Genomic DNA, 17,220 nt, shown 5'->3' with positions numbered 1-17,220 from the left:
GCCTGCCCCAGCGCGAACGTGGTCTGCGCGTCGGTGAATCGTTTCTTCGGCATCGGGGCACTGCTCCCGCTTCCGAAGTATGCCCGAAAATCCGCACCCGGAACGGGCCGGTTTCAGGGGTCAAGACCACCGCCGCGCGGGCCGGCTCAGGGAAGCAGCTTCTGCACGTACCCGGGCAGCGCGAAGGCGGCCTGGTGCACCTCGGGCGTGTAGTAGTCCGTCGCGATGCCCGCCGCCTCGAACCGGCCGCGCAGCACGTCGAGCGGCGTTTCGCGCGCCGGGCCGTCGGTGCCCCAGCCGAAAGCCATCGGCCCGCCGGCATAAGTCGGCACCGTCGCGAGATAGCAGGCAGCGTCGGCGAAGAGCGACCGGAAGGCGCGCATGGTGTTCGTCAGTTCCGCGCCCTGCAGGAAGGGCACGCCGTTCTGCGTCACCAGGATGCCGTCTGGGGCGAGCCGCCGCTTGGCGTGGCCGTAGAAGCTGTCGGTGAAAAGCACCTCTCCGGGGCCCACGGGATCGGTGGAATCGACGATGATCACGTCGAAAGCCGCGCCGTCGCGCCGCATGAACTCCGCCCCGTCGGCGATCACCAGCTCGAGGCGCGGGTCGTCGAAGGCGCCCGCCGAGATGCCGGGCAGGTAGTCCTTCGCGAATTCCACGACGCCGGCGTCGATCTCGACCATGGTGACGCGCTCGATGCCGGCGTGACGGAGCGCCTCGCGCGCCATGCCGCCGTCGCCGCCGCCCACGATCAGCACGCGGCGCGCCGACCCATGCGCCAGGATCGGCACATGGGTCAGCATCTCGTGGTAGATGAAGTTGTCGGCCTCCGTGACCTGCACCACGTCGTCCAGCGTCATCACGCGCCCGAAGGTCGGATTCTCGAACACCTTCAGGCGCTGATGCGCCGTCTCGCTGTCGTAGAGCATCCGCTCCACGCGCAGGGCCTGGGCGAAGTCGCGGTGGAGCCGCTCGCGCACCCAGTCGCTCATGCCGCGATGCCTGCGTCGGCGACCACGTCCTCGCCGCGGCGCAGCTCCTTCACGCGCACATCGGCGGTCGAGAACGCGTGCCGCAGCACGTCGACCGCGCGCCAGGGCTGCGCGTCGCCGCACATGAAGACGTCGAAGGCGCCGTAGCCGATCTCGGGCCAGGTGTGCACGCTGATGTGGCTCTCGGCCAGCACCGCCACGCCGCTCACGCCCTGCGGGCTGAACTTGTGCGTGTGGATGTGCAGCAGCGTCGCCCCGCAGCGGTCCACGCAGTCGCGGAAGGCCTGCTGGATGCGCGCCTCGTCGTCGAGGCCGTGGCCGTCCACCACCTCGATGATGAGATGCGTGCCGGCGAAGACGGCCCCATCGCGGCGGATGAAGTGATCGTCGCGGTCCGCGTCGAAGATGTCGCGCGCGTCGGTGTCGGTGTCGGTGTCGCGCGGCGCATGCGTGCCGCGGGCGGTGTCTTCCTCTTGGGCGCCTGTCTCCAGACCGATCCCCAGTTGGAAGAGAGTGGCGTCCTTCATAACGCTCCCCCTTCTAGCCAGCAGATTGAATCCGGCCGGTGCCTTAGCGCCCCCCCGGAAGACATCCGAAGTTGGGATCGGCCCCGATTTCCGTGAGGCGCACCTATGGGGGCGGACCGAGTCGCGCAAGGGGTGATTTCGCATGTGCAGCGGAAATTTTCGCAAAAGGCGTATTGATTTGCGTCAAGGCATCGACGCCCTTGCCGCGCGAGAGAGGCGGCGCATGCACCAGGGAGCCAAACCTATGCAGGACACCGTGGCCGAGACCGGGCAGACGGACCGGCTGGAGAACTTCCCCATCAGCTTCTTCGCGATGGTCATGGGGCTCATGGGCCTCAGCCTCGCGCTGCACGCGGGCAGCGTGCCATGGCCCGGCCTCGCACGGGCTTCGGAGGCGGTGCTGTGGATCGCGGTCGCGGTCTTCGCCGGGATCGCGGCGCTCTACGCGCTCAAGGCGCTGCGCCACCCCGGCGCGGTGGCCTGGGAGTGGAACCATCCCGTGCGGATCGCCTTCTTTCCCGCGGTCTCGATCTCGCTGCTTCTGATCGCCACGGGGCTCATAGCGTCCAAGCCGGCTGCGGCGCATGTCGTCTGGTGGGTGGGCGTGGCCGGGCAGGCCGTGCTTACGCTTGCGGTCGTCTCAGGCTGGATCGGGCACCGCAGCTTCCAGGTGGGGCATCTGACGCCCGCGTGGTTCATCCCGGCGGTCGGCAACGTGATCGTGCCCGTGGCGGGCGTGCCGCTGGGGCACCCGGAGGTCTCGTGGCTGTTCTTCTCCGCTGGGCTGATCTTCTGGGTGATCCTGCTCACGCTGGTGTTCAACCGGCTGGTGTTTCACGATCCGGTGCCCGCGCGGCTCTTTCCGACGCTGGTCATCCTGATCGCGCCGCCGGCGGTGGCCTATCTGGCCTGGGTGCAGCTCATCGGCGGGCTCGATCCCTTCGCGCGGGTGATGCTGAACGCGGCCTATGTCTTCGCCGCGCTGGTGGCGATCCAGGCGCCGCAGCTTTTCAGGCTGCCCTTCGCGCTGAGTTTCTGGGCGCTGTCCTTCCCGATCGCCGCGCTTGCCATCGCCTCGTTCCGGCACGGGGCGCTCGCCGACTCGCCCGCGCATGTCCGGATCGGGACGGCCGCGCTGGCGCTGCTGGCGGCCGTCGTCGTCGGCCTGCTCTGGCGGACGGCCCGGGCGGCGCTGCGCGGCGAGATCTGCCGGCCGGAGTGACGGGAGGCTGGGGTACCTGAATACCTTTATTGCAAGGTGCTGACTTTGCGCCATTAATCCGCGCGCCCCTGCCTTGACTGCGCGCGCCGCATGCGTATAACAGCGCAATCCCGACCGCGGGGCGCAGGCCTCGCGGGAGCGCGACATACGAGCAAGGACACCCCCGGATGAAGACCTATTCAGCGACCCCGGCGGATATCGAGAAGAAGTGGATCGTGATCGACGCCGAAGGCGTCGTGCTCGGCCGCCTCGCCTCGATCGTCGCCACCCGGCTGCGCGGCAAGCACAAGCCGGGCTTCACCCCGCACATGGACTGCGGCGACAACGTGATCGTCGTCAACGCCGACAAGGTGCAGCTCACGGGGCGCAAGCGCGCCGAGAAGCATTACTGGCACACGGGCTACCCCGGCGGCATCAAGTCCCGCACCAAGGACGAGATCCTGACCGGCGCGCACCCCGAGCGGGTGGTGATGCAGGCCGTGAAGCGGATGCTGCCCGGCAACCGGCTGGCGCGCCAGCAGATGACCAATCTGCGCGTCTATGCCGGCGCCGAGCACCCGCACGAGGCGCAGCAGCCCGAAGTGCTGGACGTCAAGGCGATGAATTCCAAGAACACCCGGATGGCGAAGTGATGGCGGAAGAGATCAAATCCCTCGAGGGCCTCGAGCAGGTGGCCGAAATGCCGCCCGCAGAGGAAACGGCCGTGACCCGCGAGCCGGTGCGCGACGAGTTCGGGCGCTCCTATGCGACCGGCCGGCGCAAGGACGCCGTGGCCCGCGTCTGGATCAAGCCCGGCTCCGGCAAGGTCGAGGTCAACGGCAAGCCGATCAACGTGTATTTCGCCCGTCCCGTGCTGCAGATGATCCTCCGCCAGCCCTTCCAGGTGGCGGGCGTCGAGGATCAGTTCGACGTGATGTGCACCGTGAAGGGCGGCGGTCTGTCGGGACAGGCCGGCGCGGTCAAGCACGGCATCTCCCGCGCGCTGCAGTACTACGACCCGACGCTGCGCCCTTCGCTCAAGGCCGCGGGCTTCCTCACCCGCGACAGCCGCGTCGTCGAGCGCAAGAAGTACGGCAAGCGCAAGGCGCGCCGCAGCTTCCAGTTCTCCAAGCGCTGAGGCTCGCGCCTCCGAGGTTGCAAGGCCACCCTTCGGGGTGGCCTTCTGCATTCTCGGGAAGTCGAAGATGCGCCTTGCCGCGGTTGCGGCCCTGGCGCTGGTCGGTCCGGTCGCCGCGCCGCGGGAAAGGAAGGGCCAGCACGGGCGCCGGTCACGGGCGCGCCACGTCCGGCGCGCGACCCGGTGCCGCGAGAACCCGCATGAACGGTCCGGTCAGCCCGGCATAGGTGTCCCACGCCCGGGAATACTTCGGCACATCGTCATGCAGATCCTGGACGCGCGAACCATAGTAGATGTCGCAGTCCACCGGTGGCCGGGCGAGACCTTCGGCTGTCCGCGCAGGAACGATTGCGAAGATCCCGTAGAGATGCGCGATCACCGGATCGCCGCAGGCCCCGCACAGTCCGCGCAGCAATGGCGAGGCACGGATGGTGCGGATCCAGCGGATGCGATGCGGATCAACGGGCCATGCCTGACCGCGTCGAAAGACCAGCCCATCGCCAAAGGCCGCCTTGTAGACGGCCTGACACTTCGTGCAATGACAGCGAAAGCGCACACGCGGCTGGACGGAAACGACGGCTCCCGCGTGCCCGCAACCGCATGTCGTCTGCACGTCACCCATACGGCAGGATGGAGTCCGCGGTTGCGTCCTGTCAATGAAGCGGCGCAGACGCCCCATGACGGGCTATACTATCCGGCAGGGGTCGAGCACTGGGATTGCGAGATCGTCGGCATGGACGGCGGCGCCCTCGCCGTCCCGGGCGGCCGCTTCGAGGGGGTCGAGAACAGCGGCACCCTCGCCAACCCGGTGAACCTCCGCGACATGCAGGCCACGCTCTGCGACGCCGCCTGCACGGGGGAGGGCGTGGTCTCGCAGGAGCGGTTCATGCTGATGCAGGCGGCGCAGGGCGGGATCTGGGTGATCCTCGGCGGATGGGCGACACGGCTGGTGCGCTGCCCGGCGGGCTAACCCGCTGCCTCCAGAAGCGCCGCGTGCGGCCAGAGGCGCCGCGCCTCGGGCAGTCGCGCGACGGTCGCCGCGTAGTCCTCGGCGAACCAGGCGGCGGCCTCTTCCGCCAGACCGTCCGGCAGGGCCGAAGGTGCGCCGGCCGCGTTGACCCGCTGCGACCCGGCCTCCGGGCGCGCCGGGATGCCGAGCCATCGGCTGAGATCCGCGATGCTCTCGGGGCGAAAGAGCGACTCGTAGAGACAGACGCGCCGCCGCTCTGGCGGGAAGGTGCGCTCCAGCGCCGCGAGGCTCATTGCGTAGCGCGGCGTGTTGGGCGGCGCATTGCCGGCGACGTAGCGGTCCCGGAAGACCTCCACGTCACTTCGGCCCTCGGGGAGCCGCCCCTTGCGCCGCTCCATCCGCAGGCCCGACCAGGCGCGCTCGACCGGGTCGCGCAGCAGCAGCACGGCCCGGACCTCGATCCCGCGCGAGGCGAACTCCCGGTCGATCCGCGACAGCATCTCCGCCGGAAGACGGTTGTAGCCAGGCGAAACGTCGCCGGTCAGCGTGATGCCCGGCCGTGCCAGAAGGCGCTCGAAGTAGGCGAAATAGCGCGCGGGGTCGTCCTGCAACCGCCAGCGGAAGACATCCGCCGGCACCGGCAGCCCGAGTGCCCCGGCCAGCGCGGCGCGCAGGCGCATCGCCGCGCCCGGTCGCGGCACCCGAAAGCGCGCGTTCTCGGGCAGATGCAGCGCGTCCCAGACCTGATACTCGCCAAGCCTGCCCATATCCGCGCAGGGCGCCGCGTGGACGTATTCCCGAAGCCAGGTGGTGCCGCATTTCGGCGCACCGATGCAAAGTAGGAAGCGCTTGTCGTCCGCCATCGGGCCTCCGGCTCAGTCGTCGGGCGGGATCAGGCCCAGCCCGCGCAGATAGATACCTATCCCGGTCTCGAGCAGATCCTCGGGCGGGAAGGGCGACTGCGTGCCCGGCGAATTGCGCGCGAAAAGCTCGACGACCCCGTGGCTCATCGCCCAGACATGCGCCGAGAACATCGCCGGCGGCGGGCGCTTCTCGGGCGGGATGTGCCGCGACAGCTCCTCGGCCGCGCGCTGCAGCACGCCCCAGGCGCGGGCGGCCGCGGCGGCGAGCTCGGGCGTGCGCTGGATCGAGATGCCGCTCTCGAACATGGCGATGTAATGGCCCGGATACCTCCGCGCGAAGGCGAGATAGGCCCGCCCGGTCGCCTCGAAGGCGGCGAGGGCAGAGGGCTGACCCGTCTCGTAGGCGTGCTGCATCACGTCGGCGAAGATTTCGTAGCCCTGCCGCGCGCCTTCGGCGATCAGGTCCTCGCGCCCCTCGAAATGGCGGTAGACCGCTGCGGGGGTCACGCCCGCCTGCTTCGCCGCCTCAGACAGGGTGAAGCCCTGCGGCCCGCGCTCCTCGATCAGCCTGAGCGCGGCCTCGACAAGCTCCTGCCGGAGGTTTCCGTGGTGGTAGCCGCGCTTAGCCATCGCGCCAAAGCTCCGGTCCGCCGAGAATCGCCGGATCGGATGCGCCGATCGCGCGGTCGTCCTTGCGCGCGTAGTCGAGCCGGGACAACACCGCGCGGATCGCCTCGAGCCGGGCGCGGCGCTTGTCGTCGGAGCGGATGACGCACCAGGGCGCATGCGCGCTGTGGCTGCGCGTGAGCGTCTCGCGGATGGCGTCGGTGTAGGCCTCCCAGCGCTTGAGCCCTTCGACGTCGATCCAGGACACTTTCCACTGCTTGAGCGGGTCGCGCTCCCGCGCGAGGACGCGGCGCAGCTGTTCGGCGCGCGAGACGTTGAGCCACAGCTTGATGAGCACGACGCCGTCGTCCACCAGCATCTTCTCGAAATCGGGCACCTGGTGGAAGAAATGCTCGCGCTGCGCGGGCGTGCAGAAGTCGAAGACATGCTCGACGACCCCGCGATTGTACCAGGAGCGATCGAAAAGCACGATTTCGCCCGCGGCGGGAAGCTGTTCGACGTAGCGCTGGAAATACCACTCGGTCGCCTCGCGGTCCGAGGGCTTGGGCAGCGCCACCAGCCGCGCGACCCGCGGGTTCATGTTGGCGCGGAAGCGCTTGATCGTGCCGCCCTTTCCGGCCGCGTCGCGGCCTTCGAAGATGACGGCCACGCGCGCGCCTTCCTCCTTCGCCCAGCGCTGGAGCTTGGCGAGCTCGATCTGCAGCGCCTCGAGCTGCGTCTTGTAGCTGCGCTTGCCGAGCCGCTCGGTATAGGGGAAATGGGCGCCGATCAGGTCGTTCTTTTCCGCCGTCTCGATGGCCTGACGGACCGCCTGCGGCGTCTCGGAGGTGTAGTAGGCGCTGATCGCGCCGTCGAAGGGCAGGGGGGGCATCGCTGCGTCCTTTTCGCCCGATAATGGTGACCCGCCGCGCTCAGCGCAATCCGGCCCTTGCCGCCGCCCGGTCCACCGCGGCGGCCACCGCGCCCTCGCGGGCATGGTGCGGCATGTGGCCGATCCCCTCCAGCACGGTGAGCCGCGCGCCGGGGATCTGCCCGGCCAGCGGCTCGGAATGGATCGACAGGCCGACCGTGGTATCCGCGTCGCCGTGCAGGATCTCGGTCGGCACGGCGATCTCGCCGTAGCGGGAGTGCAGCGCGCGGATCTCGGCGTTGATCGAGGCGCGCTGTAGCGCGTTCTCGCGCAGAGTGGCCCGCCGCAGCGTGAGGCCGGGCGCGAAATGCGCTCCATAGCCCTGCGGCACCTGCTGCGGCGCGAAGACCTCGGCCACCGCGTTTTCGACCACCCGATCCGGCACCCATGCGGTGATGAGCGTCACGGCCACGGGCCCCAGCCAGGGATGCGAGGTGAGCTTGTAGTAGAGCGAGAGGGGGCTGTCCCAGGGGTTCGAGGCCGCGGCCAGCGGGACCAGCGCCGCGACCCGCTCCGGGTGGTGCACCGCCCAGGCGAGCGCCACCGCGCCCCCGTAGCTGTGGCCGAGCAGGATGGGGCGCTCGGCGCCCAGTTGCGCCGCGGCCTCCGACAGAAGGCCGGCCTGCTCGGCGATCGAGGCGCCGCCGTCGCCCAGCCGCGGCGTGTAGCCGAGGCCCGGACGGTCCAGCGCGATCACCCGGTAGCTGCGCGCCAGGCGTTGCGCGAGCGAGAAGGTGAAGTCGCGCAGATTGGCGCTCGCCCCGTGGATAAGCACCACCGGCGGGCCCTCTCCGGCCTCCCAGACGTGCACCGGGTGGCCGCCCACCTCCAGGATGCGTCCCGAGGGCGGCCAGTGCCGCTCGACACGGGCCTCGTGCGCCCGCGCGCGCCAGAGCGTCACCGCCGCGAAGAGCGCGAGCGCCGCGCAGACCCAGAGAAGCGCCTTAAGTGCCAATGGCGTCGATCTCGAAGGGCGTGGACTGATAGATCTCGTTGATCCAGTTCCCGTAGAGAAGATGCGCGTGGCTGCGCCACCGGTTCGAGGGCGGGCGCGCGGGGTCGTCCTCGGGGAAGTAGTTCACCGGGATCTGTACCGAGATGCGGTCGCCCACGTCGCGGTCGTACTCCTGCTTGAGCGTGTCGCGGTCGTATTCGAGATGGTTGAAGATGTAGAGCGCCCGGTGCGCGGGATCCTCGACCAGGCAGGGGCCGACCTCGTCCGAGCCGATCAGGGTGACGAGGCCCGGCGCCGCGTCGATCTCCTCCTGCCGCATCTCGGTCCAGCGGCTGACGGGGATGAGCAGGTCGTCGGAGAAGCCGCGCAGGTAGGGCGAGGCGGGGGCGAGGTTGCGGTGCCGGTAGCAGCCGAAGGCCTTCTTCTCCAGCAAGTGCTTCTCGACCCCGTGGAAGTGGTGGATCATCGCCATGCCGCCCCAGCAGACGCCGAAGGTCGAGTGGACATGGCTCTGGGTCCAGTCGAAGACGCGGCGCAGCTCGTCCCAGTAGGTGACCTCCTCGAAGGGCAAGTGCTCGATCGGTGCGCCGGTGATGATCAGCCCGTCGAGCTTCTCGCCGCTCGCCTCGACTTCGGCGAAGGGGCGGTAGAAGCTCTCCATGTGCTCGGCCGCGGTGTTGCGCGTGCGGTGCTCGGTCATGCGGATGAGCACGAGCTCGATCTGCAGGGGCGTGGCCCCGATCAGCCGGGCGAACTGGTTCTCGGTCTGGATCTTCTTGGGCATCAGGTTGAGCAGCCCGATGCGCAGCGGGCGGATGTCCTGCCGCGCCGCGGCGTCCTCGGACATGACCATGACGCCCTCGCGCGTGAGCACGTGAAAGGCAGGCAGGTCCGAGGGCAGCTTGATCGGCATGGCGTCCGTCCGGTCGTTGGGGAGCGACCCGGATACTGCTATTGTGCGCGGCGCTCAAGGGCGCGGGCGACCAGCGCCTCGAAGCCCGCGGCGTCCTGCACCCCGGCCACCTCGTCCGCCTGCAGCGTGACGCCGCGTTCGGCGATCGCCGCATAGCGCGGCCGGCGGTGGGCGAGCGCCTTGGCGTAGGTCCAGCGCACGAAGGCGTCCGGGTCCACCGCATCCTCGGCGAGGCCGGTCTCTTTCAGGTATTCCGCCCAGCGCGCGCGCAGGAAGTCGGGCTGGTAGTACATCGGCTTCGGCGCCCGGTCGAAGCGGCGGATCAGCTCCTCGGTATGCGCCTCGGTCCCCTCGATCCAGACCAGCAGCACGCAGGACTCGAGCAGACCGAGCAGCGGATCCCCGGGGTCGCCCGGATCGACCACCTCGCAGAACGAGCCGCTGGAATCGCACACGAAATTCGGGTAGCCGTAGATCCCCTCGGCCCGCGCGATGAAATGCGGCGTGTCCTGCATGGCCGCGATCTCCGCGGCGCGGTGCTGTTCCTGCCGGCGCAGGTATTCGTCGAAGGGCAGGCCGCCCTTCGCGGGGTCGCCCGGCTTGCCGAGATACATCGACAGCGGCGCGAGGTTGTGAAAGCGGATCTTCGACTCGATCGCGATCGAGTCCGACATCAGCAGGTCGCGCAGGAAGGGCAGCTTCATCGCCTCGCGCTTGAACAGATCGGCGATGTGCTCGCCCATGTAACGGGTGCCGATGCGGTAATCGACGGAGTAGTGAAACCAGTCGCCGTGTTCGCGCAGCAGACTCGCGATGCGCGTCTTGCCGAGCCCGGACATGCCGAAGAGCAGCACGCGCTTCTGCGCCGCGCCCAGCCAGTCCTCCGCCGATCCGTAGAGCATCGCCGCCTCCTAAGCACCTTCCGCGCCCTTCCTAGCCGCCCGCGCGCCGCGCGGCCAGAGGGGCGGGCAAGGGCCTTGGAAGGCCCTTGCAAGCGGTTTCGAAACCGCTTGCAAGGCGCTTTCTCGAAGCGCCTTGGGCGCGCGCTCAGGGCAGCGCGCGCCGCACCCGGGTCTCGGCCCAGATGTTGAGGTAGTTGGCGCCGAAGATGACCGCCGCGCCGGCCAGCACCGCCCATTGCAGCGGCTCCGCGTAGAGGACCATGCCCACCGCCGTGATGACCGGCAGGCGTGCGAAGTCCATCGGCATGACCACCGCCGCCGGCGCGAGCGCCAGCGCGTTGGTCAGGCAGAAATGCGCGGCGAGCCCGGCGATGCCGACCACCACGAGCCAGCCCGCGGCCCAGAGCGGCGGCACGGTGACGTCCAGGTCCGCCGCCGCGGTGATCAGGCCGAAGACCGCCTGCATCACCGTCATCCAGAACAGGATGCAGGTGATCGTCTCGGTCCGCGTGAGCCGCCGGGTGAAGACCGCCGAAAAGGCGAAGCCCAGCGCCGCGCCCGCGGCGGCGATCTGGCCCACCGAGAGCGGCGCGGCGCCCGGCTGCGCCACGATCAGGATGCCGAGAAAGCCGAGCGTCGCCGAGACCATGCGCATCACCGTCAGCCGCTCGCCCAGGATCAGCGGCGAGAGCAGCACCACCCAGAGCGGCGAGGTGAACTCGAAGGCCACGAGCTGCGCCAGCGGGATGAGCGGGATGGCGAAGAACCAAAGGTTCTGCCCCGTGAAATGCGCAACGTTGCGCGCCGTGTGCAGCCCGATGCGCCGTGCGTTGATCTGGCCCAGCGTGCCGGCCCAGCCGCCGATCGCCACGACGAGCGCGATGCCCACGAGGCTGCGGTAGAACATGATCTCGAAGGTGTCCAGCGTCCCGCCCAGCTGCCGGCCGGCGATCGCCATCGAGGTGAAGGAGGCGACCGTACCCACCATCCAGAGCGTGGCCTTGAGCGTGGGGCTCATGTCAGGCGGCCGGTCGGCATCAGGCGCGCGGGCGCCGGGCGGAAAAGAACACGGCAGCGCCCGGCGCGCCGGGCAGACGGGCGGCCGCGCGCGGAGGCGGGCCATCCTGCGCTCGGCCGCCGCGAGGGACGCCCGCGTGACGAGGGGCAGCGCCGCGCATGCGCTATTCCCACTCGATGGTGCCGGGCGGCTTCGAGGTGATGTCGTAGGTCACCCGGTTGATGCCGCGCACCTCGTTGATAATCCGCGTCGCCGTCTCGGTCAGGAAATCGTGGCTGAAGGGATAGACGTCCGCCGTCATGCCGTCGACGCTGGTCACCGCGCGCAGCGCGCAGGCGTAGTCGTAGGTGCGTCCGTCGCCCATCACGCCGACGGTGCGCACCGGCAGCAGCGCCGCGAAGGCCTGCCAGATCTCGTCGTAGAGCCCGTGGCGGCGGATCTGGTCGATATAGACCGCGTCGGCCCGGCGCAGGATCGCGAGCTTGTCGCGCGTGATCTCGCCGGGGCAGCGGATGGCGAGGCCGGGGCCGGGGAAGGGGTGGCGCCCGATGAAGCGTTCGGGGAGGCCCAGTTCGCGCCCCAGCTCCCGCACCTCGTCCTTGAAGAGCTCGCGCAGCGGCTCAACCAGCTTCAGTCCCATCTTCTCGGGCAGGCCACCGACGTTGTGGTGGCTCTTGATCGTCACCGAGGGCCCGCCGGAGAAGCTGACCGATTCGATCACGTCCGGGTAAAGCGTGCCCTGGGCCAGGAACGCCGCCCCCTCGATGCGGCCCGCATGCTCCTGGAAGACGTCGATGAAGAGCCGCCCGATGGTCTTGCGCTTCTCCTCGGGGTCGGGGACGCCCTCGAGCGCGTCGAGGAAGCGATCCTGCTCCTCGGCGTGGATGAGCGGGATGTTGTAGTGGTCGCGGAACATGCCCGTGACTTCCTCGGCCTCGCCCTCGCGCAGGAGGCCGTGGTCGACGAAGACGCAGGTGAGCTGGTCGCCGATCGCCTCGTGGATCAGCACGGCCGCGACCGAGCTGTCCACGCCGCCCGAGAGACCGCAGATCACCTTCGCGTCGCCCACCTGCTCGCGGATCATCCGGATCGCCTCGTCGCGGTAGGCGCCCATGGTCCAGTCGCCGGTGAAGCCGGCGATCTTCAGGAAGTTGGCGTAGAGCTGCCGCCCGTTGGGCGTGTGGTGCACCTCCGGGTGGAACTGCACGGCGTAGAAGTGCCGCGCCGGGTCGGCGGTGATGGCGAAGGGCGCGCCGGGGCTCGTGCCGAAGACCTCGAAGCCGGGGGCCAGCGCGGCCACGTGGTCGCCGTGACTCATCCAGACCTGCTCGGGGCCTTCCGCGAACCAGCCCTCCAGCAGGTCGAGCGGCTTGCCGGTGGCGTTGACCATCGCGCGGCCGAACTCCGCCGTGCCCTCGCCGCGCTCGACCCGGCCGCCCAGCATCGCCATCATCACCTGCTGGCCGTAGCAGATCCCCAGCACCGGCACGCCGAGCTCGAAGACCGCCTGCGGCGGGCGCGGGCTGCCCGCGTCCGGAACCGAGGCCGGCCCGCCCGAGAGGATCACCGCCTTCGGCGCGAAATCGCGCAGGAAGGCTTCGGTGACGTTCTGGAAGGGGTGGATCTCGCAATAGGTGTCAAGCTCGCGCAGGCGGCGCGCGATGAGCTGGGTGACCTGGCTGCCGAAATCGACGATCAGCAGGCGGTCGTGCTGCGTGGCGTGGTCCATGGGCTGTTCCGTAAGGCGCGCGGGCGGCGGGCGCAAGCGCGGGGAGGACCCGCGGGCAAAGGGGGGCTGTCTGCCCCCCTCGGCGGCTGCCGCCGCCTCACCCCCCGAGGATATTTCGCCCAAGAAGAAGGAGCGGGAGGACCGCGCGGGTCATGTCGCTTTCGGACGAGGATGGCCGCAAATCGTCGCAGAAGCCGCGCGGCGGCGCGTTAGACAGCTTCGCACCGGAACCAGACAGCGCGAGGTGCGAGATGGGCGAAGCGGCGGGCCGCAGGCGGGCACGGACGGGCGGCGGCGCGGCGCGGCGTGCCGAGCGCACGGCGCATCGCGTCGAGACGGCGCGCTTCATCGAGCGCAACATCCCCGTCTTCGACATTCTCAACGCCGAGGCGCTGGAGATCATCGAGGCCAACGCGGAGACGGTGCTCGAGGAGATCGGCGTCAATTTCGTGCAGAACCCGGCCGCGCTGGAGCGCTGGCGGGCGGCCGGCGCGGACGTGCAGGGCGAGCGGGTGCGCATTCCCCGCGGGCTGGCGCGGCAGCTTTGCGCGCAGGCCCCTGCGCGCTTCACGCAGCTGGCGCGGAACCCGGAGAAGTCGGTCGAGATCGGCGGCGATACGATGGTCTGCGCGCCGGTCTACGGGCCGCCCTTCGTGCGCTCGGCCGCAGGCGGGCGGCGCTACGCCACGATGGAGGATTTCCGCAACTTCGTGAAGCTCGGCTACATGTCGAAGTGGCTGCATCACTCGGGCGGCACGGTCTGCGAGCCCACCGACATCCCCGTGAACAAGCGCCATCTCGACATGCTGCTGGCGCATGTCACGCTCTCGGACAAGCCCTTCATGGGCTCGGTGACCGAGCCCTCGCGCGCCGAGGACTGCGTGCGGATGTGCGAGATCCTGTTCGGCGCCGAGACCGTTCAGGCGAACACCGTGATGACCTCGCTCGTCAACGTCAACTCGCCGCTCACCTTCGACGACGTGATGATGGGCGCGCTCGAGGTCTATGCCGCGGCGGGCCAGGCCTGCATCGTCTCGCCCTTCGTGGTGGGCGGCGCGATGGCGCCCGTCTCGGTCGCCGGCACGCTCACGCAGGTGCTGGCCGAGGTGATGGCCGGCGTGGCCTATGCCCAGCTCGTCCGCGCGGGCGCGCCGGTGATCTTCGGCGCCTTCGTCACCTCGATCGACATGAACTCGGGCGCGCCCACCTTCGGCACGCCGGAGGCGAGCCAGATCCTCTATGGCGCAGGTCAGCTCGCGCGGCGGATGAATCTGCCCTTCCGCTCGGGCGGCGCGCTCTGCGGCTCCAAGCTCCCCGACGCGCAGGCGGCCTACGAGACGGCCAACACGCTCAACGCTGCGTTGCTCGGGGGCGTGAACTTCATGCTGCATTCCTGCGGCTGGCTGGAGGGCGGGCTGGTCGCCTCGATGGAGAAGTTCGTGATGGACGCCGATCAGCTGGGCGCGCTGCACAAGATGGCGGCGGGCGTGCCCACCGACCTCAAGGCGCAGGCGATGGACGCCATCCGCGAGGTCGGCCCCAGCGGCCACTACCTCGGCTGCGCGCACACGCAGGAGTTCTTCAAGTCGGCCTTCTGGCGCAGCGATCTGCTCGACTACAAGCCGTTCGAGACCTGGGACGAGGAGGGCGCGCGCGACACGCAGACGCTCGCGGCGGCGCGCGTCGAGAAACTGCTGGCGCAATATGAGGCGCCGCCGCTCGACCCCGCCGTGGCGGAAGAGCTCGAGGCCTATGTCGCGCAGCGCAAGGCCGAGATGCCCGACGCCTTCTCCTGAACGCCCGGCGCGCCCGCGCGCAGCAGCCGCGCCTCGGCCATCAGCGCGATCAGCACCTCGACGTGGCGCGCGGCCGACCAGGCGGCGTCGTCCGCCCGCCGGCGCGCGTCGAGCTCCGCCTCCATCTCCATGAGCCTGAGCGCCGCTGCCCCGTGTGGCGGCGGCGCCTCCTGGCCCAGCAGCCGCGGCAGATGCTGTTCGCGGCGATAGTCGGCCTGGCCGTGCCGCGCCGCGCGGATGAGCAACGCGGGACGGCGCAGCGCAGCGAGGCGGGTCTGGAGATCCTGCATGGTCGTCTGTCCCCGGTCTGGTGGGTGCCTGTGCAGGGGCAGCCTCTCACAACCTGAGCCTGTGTTGCGTTCCGCCGCGAGCGGCGCGCGCAGGGCTGACAGTTGTTTATCATTTGGAAACAAGAATGAACGAGCGCGCAGATTGTTTACATTTGGGTAACAACTTCGCGCATAGGTTGTGGACAACTCTGTGGATAGGCCGGCCCGACCAGGCGGGCGCGCCCAGGGGAGGGGCAATGGGGAAGCATGAGCTCTGCGCCGTCGCGGCAGGCATGCCCGACTGGCTGCCGACCGCTGTGCGGCATTACGTCCAGCATACCGAGGCGGGACTGACGATACGCCAGCTCGCGCGCGTGGCGGGCTGTCATGCCTCGACGGTGATGCGTCAGATCCGCCGGATGGAGGCGCGCCGCGACGACCCGCTGGTGGACGCGGCGTTGCGGCGGCTGAGCCGGCGCGAGGGCGCGGCGCTGCCGGAGCGTCTCGACCCGGAGGCGCTGCGCGTGCTGCGCCGGCTGTCCGAACCGGGGGCGGTGCTGGCGGTCGCGGACGGCATGCAGAAAGCCGTGGTCGTGCGCGAGACCGGCGCGGGCACCCAGGTGCGCACGGCGGTGCTGGACGCCGCGATGGCCCAGGCGATGGCGCTCAAGGACTGGATCGCCTGCCGGAAGACGGGCCGCGTGGCGCAATATGCCATCACCGGCGCGGGCCGCGCGGCGCTGGCCCGGCAGGCTGCGCCGCCGGTCGGGATGGCCGAGGCGGCGGCACCCTTCGAGGATGCGCCCGCCCGGCCGCGCACGCCGCGCTACGGTCCGGCCGAGGCGCCGATTCAGGCGCTTGCGCGGCGGCGCGACGGGCAGGGGCGTCCCTTCCTCTCGGACGCGCTGGTCGCCGCCGGCGAGCGGCTGCGCGAGGACTTCGAGCTCGCACAGCTCGACGGGCGGCAGGGGCAGGACTGGTCGCGTTTCCTGACCGGCGGCGTCGCGGGCGGTTGGCCGGGCGACGGGGCCGTGAGCGGGCCCGGCGCGGCCCGCGCGCGCCTCGCCGCCGCACTGGCGGATCTCGGGCCGGGGCTGGGCGACGTGGCCTTGCGGTGCTGCTGCTACCTGGAGGGGCTGGAGACCGCCGAGAAGCGCATGGGCTGGTCGGCGCGCTCGGGCAAGATCGTGCTGCGCATCGCGCTGCAGCGGCTGCGGCGTCACTACGACGAAACGCTGGGGCCGGGGGGGCCGCTGATCGGGTGACGCCGCGGGGCGCGGGTCCGGGCCATGGCAGGACGCGGGCCGCCGCCTTCTCCCGTCGCTCGGGCATAGCCTTGCCTTGCAGCGGGCGGTGGAAATGATAGTCTAATCTTATGAATTTCACGCTTCGCCAGCTCGCCTATTTCAAGGCGCTCGCCGAGCATCGCAATTTCGGGCGCGCCGCCGAGGCGGTGCATGTCAGTCAGCCCGCGCTGTCGGTGCAGATCCGCGAACTCGAGCGCACCCTGGGCGCGCCGCTGGTCGAGCGCCAGACGCGGGAACTGGTGCTCACGCCCTTCGGCCGGGTGATCCTCGCCCATGCGCAGCGCGTGCTCTCCGCGGTCGAGGGGCTGGCGCTGGCGGCGCGTTGGCGCGACGGCCTCGGCGGGCAGCTGCGCCTCGGCGTGATCCCGACGATCGCGCCCTATATCCTGCCCGAGGCGCTGGCGCGGCTGCGCGCCCGCGACATCGCGCTCGACGTGCAGGTGCAGGAGGGCAAGACCGCGCAACTGCTCGAGGCGCTGAGGACCGGCGCGCTGGACGTGGCGGTGATGGCGCTGCCGGCGGAAGCGGAGGGGATGGAGGCGCATCCGCTCTTCGAGGACCGCTTCCTGCTCGCCGGGAGCCGCGCGCGTCTCGCGGCGCTGGACGACGGCGCGGGCTTGCGGCCGGAGGGCCTCGGTGACGGGCAACTGCTGCTGCTCGAGGACGGCCACTGCCTGACCGACCAGGCGCTCGAGCTCTGCGGCCGCTCGCGAGGGCATGCGCAGATCAACATGGGGGCGTCTTCGCTGGCCACGCTCTGCCGGCTGGTGGGCGCGGGCTTCGGGCTGACGCTGATCCCCGAGCTCGCGGCCGAGGCCGAATGCCGCGCGGTGCCGGAGATGGAGCTGCGCCGCTTCTCCGCGCCGGAGCCGGCGCGCACCGTCGGGCTCGTGCAGCGGCGCGGCAGCCTCGACCCGGAGGCGACCGGCGAACTCGCCGCGCTGCTGTCGGAGGCCGGGCGGGCGGCGCTTGTCGCGGCACACGGACGGATCGCGCCGAATCGCGCGGCGTGACGCCGATCCATCCGCCTGGATCGGGTGCGCTGCCCGCCGCGTCATGGCGTCATGGCGGAGATGCACGCGGAGCCCGTGACGGCCCTGGTC

At 70.4% G+C, this 17,220-nt stretch carries 19 protein-coding genes; 7 read left to right on the top strand and 12 right to left on the bottom strand.

The window, feature by feature from the left end; genetic code table 11:
- Positions 1–146: 146 nt before the first annotated feature.
- Both speE and speD read right to left on the bottom strand, forming a co-directional pair.
- Positions 147–992 (bottom strand): polyamine aminopropyltransferase, encoded by an 846-nt coding sequence (gene speE / locus DRV85_RS10415; RefSeq protein ID WP_113289393.1) that lies wholly within the window; start codon positions 990–992, stop codon positions 147–149.
- Positions 989–1,519, bottom strand: a complete 531-nt coding sequence (gene speD / locus DRV85_RS10410; RefSeq protein WP_113289392.1) for an adenosylmethionine decarboxylase — start codon at positions 1,517–1,519, stop codon at positions 989–991. Before speD ends, speE begins: the two co-directional genes overlap by 4 nt.
- Positions 1,520–1,763: 244 nt before the next feature.
- Between speD and DRV85_RS10405 the strand changes: the two genes are divergently transcribed.
- From DRV85_RS10405 to rpsI, 3 genes are all read left to right on the top strand, one after another.
- A complete protein-coding gene (locus DRV85_RS10405; RefSeq protein WP_113289391.1) occupies positions 1,764–2,741 on the top strand; it encodes an SLAC1 anion channel family protein in 978 nt (325 codons plus the stop codon).
- A gap of 167 nt (positions 2,742–2,908) precedes the next feature.
- Entirely contained in the window at positions 2,909–3,373 is a 465-nt protein-coding gene (rplM, locus tag DRV85_RS10400; protein WP_113289390.1) for a 50S ribosomal protein L13, read from the top strand.
- The gene (gene rpsI, locus DRV85_RS10395; protein WP_113289389.1) at positions 3,373–3,858 is read left to right on the top strand and encodes a 30S ribosomal protein S9; all 486 of its coding nucleotides are present in this window, start codon (positions 3,373–3,375) and stop codon (positions 3,856–3,858) included. The genes rplM and rpsI overlap by 1 nt, the downstream gene beginning before the upstream one ends.
- Positions 3,859–4,009: 151 nt before the next feature.
- Here the strand turns inward: rpsI and DRV85_RS18990 are convergent, their stop codons facing one another.
- A complete protein-coding gene (locus DRV85_RS18990; RefSeq protein ID WP_147238827.1) occupies positions 4,010–4,480 on the bottom strand; it encodes a GFA family protein in 471 nt (156 codons plus the stop codon).
- 21 nt (positions 4,481–4,501) lie between these two features.
- Here DRV85_RS18990 and DRV85_RS10385 point away from each other — a divergent pair, with 21 nt between their 5' ends.
- On the top strand, positions 4,502–4,828 hold the full coding sequence (locus DRV85_RS10385; RefSeq protein WP_147238826.1) for a hypothetical protein: 327 nt from the start codon (positions 4,502–4,504) through the stop codon (positions 4,826–4,828).
- On the opposite strand, the gene DRV85_RS10380 is transcribed toward DRV85_RS10385, so the two are convergent.
- The 8 genes from DRV85_RS10380 to guaA all read right to left on the bottom strand — a co-directional run bounded on the left by DRV85_RS10380 (position 4,825) and on the right by guaA (position 12,745).
- The gene (locus tag DRV85_RS10380) at positions 4,825–5,691 is read right to left on the bottom strand and encodes a sulfotransferase family protein (protein ID WP_113289386.1); all 867 of its coding nucleotides are present in this window, start codon (positions 5,689–5,691) and stop codon (positions 4,825–4,827) included. The two genes, DRV85_RS10385 and DRV85_RS10380, sit on opposite strands and share 4 nt — an antisense overlap.
- A 12-nt stretch (positions 5,692–5,703) precedes the next feature.
- Complete coding sequence (locus tag DRV85_RS10375; RefSeq protein WP_113289385.1) at positions 5,704–6,321, bottom strand: TetR/AcrR family transcriptional regulator; 618 nt, start codon at positions 6,319–6,321, stop codon at positions 5,704–5,706.
- Positions 6,314–7,189: a polyphosphate kinase 2 gene (gene ppk2, locus DRV85_RS10370; protein WP_113289384.1), complete on the bottom strand. Its 876-nt coding sequence runs from the start codon at positions 7,187–7,189 to the stop codon at positions 6,314–6,316. Before ppk2 ends, DRV85_RS10375 begins: the two co-directional genes overlap by 8 nt.
- A gap of 40 nt (positions 7,190–7,229) precedes the next feature.
- Positions 7,230–8,183: an alpha/beta fold hydrolase gene (locus tag DRV85_RS10365; RefSeq protein ID WP_113289383.1), complete on the bottom strand. Its 954-nt coding sequence runs from the start codon at positions 8,181–8,183 to the stop codon at positions 7,230–7,232.
- The gene (locus DRV85_RS10360) at positions 8,173–9,096 is read right to left on the bottom strand and encodes a homoserine O-succinyltransferase (protein ID WP_113289382.1); all 924 of its coding nucleotides are present in this window, start codon (positions 9,094–9,096) and stop codon (positions 8,173–8,175) included. Before DRV85_RS10360 ends, DRV85_RS10365 begins: the two co-directional genes overlap by 11 nt.
- A 38-nt stretch (positions 9,097–9,134) precedes the next feature.
- Positions 9,135–9,998 carry an ATPase gene (locus DRV85_RS10355; RefSeq protein WP_113289381.1) on the bottom strand — a complete coding sequence of 288 codons (864 nt, stop codon included), beginning with the start codon at positions 9,996–9,998 and terminating at the stop codon, positions 9,135–9,137.
- Positions 9,999–10,143: 145 nt separating this feature from the next.
- Positions 10,144–11,016, bottom strand: a complete 873-nt coding sequence (locus tag DRV85_RS10350) for a DMT family transporter (RefSeq protein ID WP_113289380.1) — start codon at positions 11,014–11,016, stop codon at positions 10,144–10,146.
- A gap of 163 nt (positions 11,017–11,179) precedes the next feature.
- Complete coding sequence (gene guaA, locus DRV85_RS10345) at positions 11,180–12,745, bottom strand: glutamine-hydrolyzing GMP synthase (RefSeq protein ID WP_113289379.1); 1,566 nt, start codon at positions 12,743–12,745, stop codon at positions 11,180–11,182.
- A 251-nt stretch (positions 12,746–12,996) separates the two neighbouring features.
- Here guaA and DRV85_RS10340 point away from each other — a divergent pair, with 251 nt between their 5' ends.
- Positions 12,997–14,541: a trimethylamine methyltransferase family protein gene (locus DRV85_RS10340; RefSeq protein ID WP_113289508.1), complete on the top strand. Its 1,545-nt coding sequence runs from the start codon at positions 12,997–12,999 to the stop codon at positions 14,539–14,541.
- Here DRV85_RS10340 and DRV85_RS10335 read toward each other — a convergent pair.
- On the bottom strand, positions 14,496–14,831 hold the full coding sequence (locus DRV85_RS10335) for a DUF6477 family protein (protein ID WP_113289378.1): 336 nt from the start codon (positions 14,829–14,831) through the stop codon (positions 14,496–14,498). The two genes, DRV85_RS10340 and DRV85_RS10335, sit on opposite strands and share 46 nt — an antisense overlap.
- Before the next feature lie 236 nt (positions 14,832–15,067).
- Here DRV85_RS10335 and DRV85_RS10330 point away from each other — a divergent pair, with 236 nt between their 5' ends.
- Together DRV85_RS10330 and DRV85_RS10325 are read left to right on the top strand one after the other, a co-directional pair.
- Positions 15,068–16,075 carry a DUF6456 domain-containing protein gene (locus DRV85_RS10330; RefSeq protein WP_113289377.1) on the top strand — a complete coding sequence of 336 codons (1,008 nt, stop codon included), beginning with the start codon at positions 15,068–15,070 and terminating at the stop codon, positions 16,073–16,075.
- A 110-nt stretch (positions 16,076–16,185) separates the two neighbouring features.
- Complete coding sequence (locus tag DRV85_RS10325) at positions 16,186–17,130, top strand: hydrogen peroxide-inducible genes activator (protein WP_113289376.1); 945 nt, start codon at positions 16,186–16,188, stop codon at positions 17,128–17,130.
- Positions 17,131–17,220 lie beyond the last annotated feature (90 nt).

The sequence above is a fragment of the Rhodosalinus halophilus genome (genome assembly GCF_003298775.1).
In the GTDB taxonomy this organism is placed as follows: Bacteria; Pseudomonadota; Alphaproteobacteria; order Rhodobacterales; family Rhodobacteraceae; genus Rhodosalinus; species Rhodosalinus halophilus.
The sequence above is the reverse complement of the archived record's forward strand: the minus strand, read 5'-3'. Positions and strand labels throughout refer to the sequence as shown.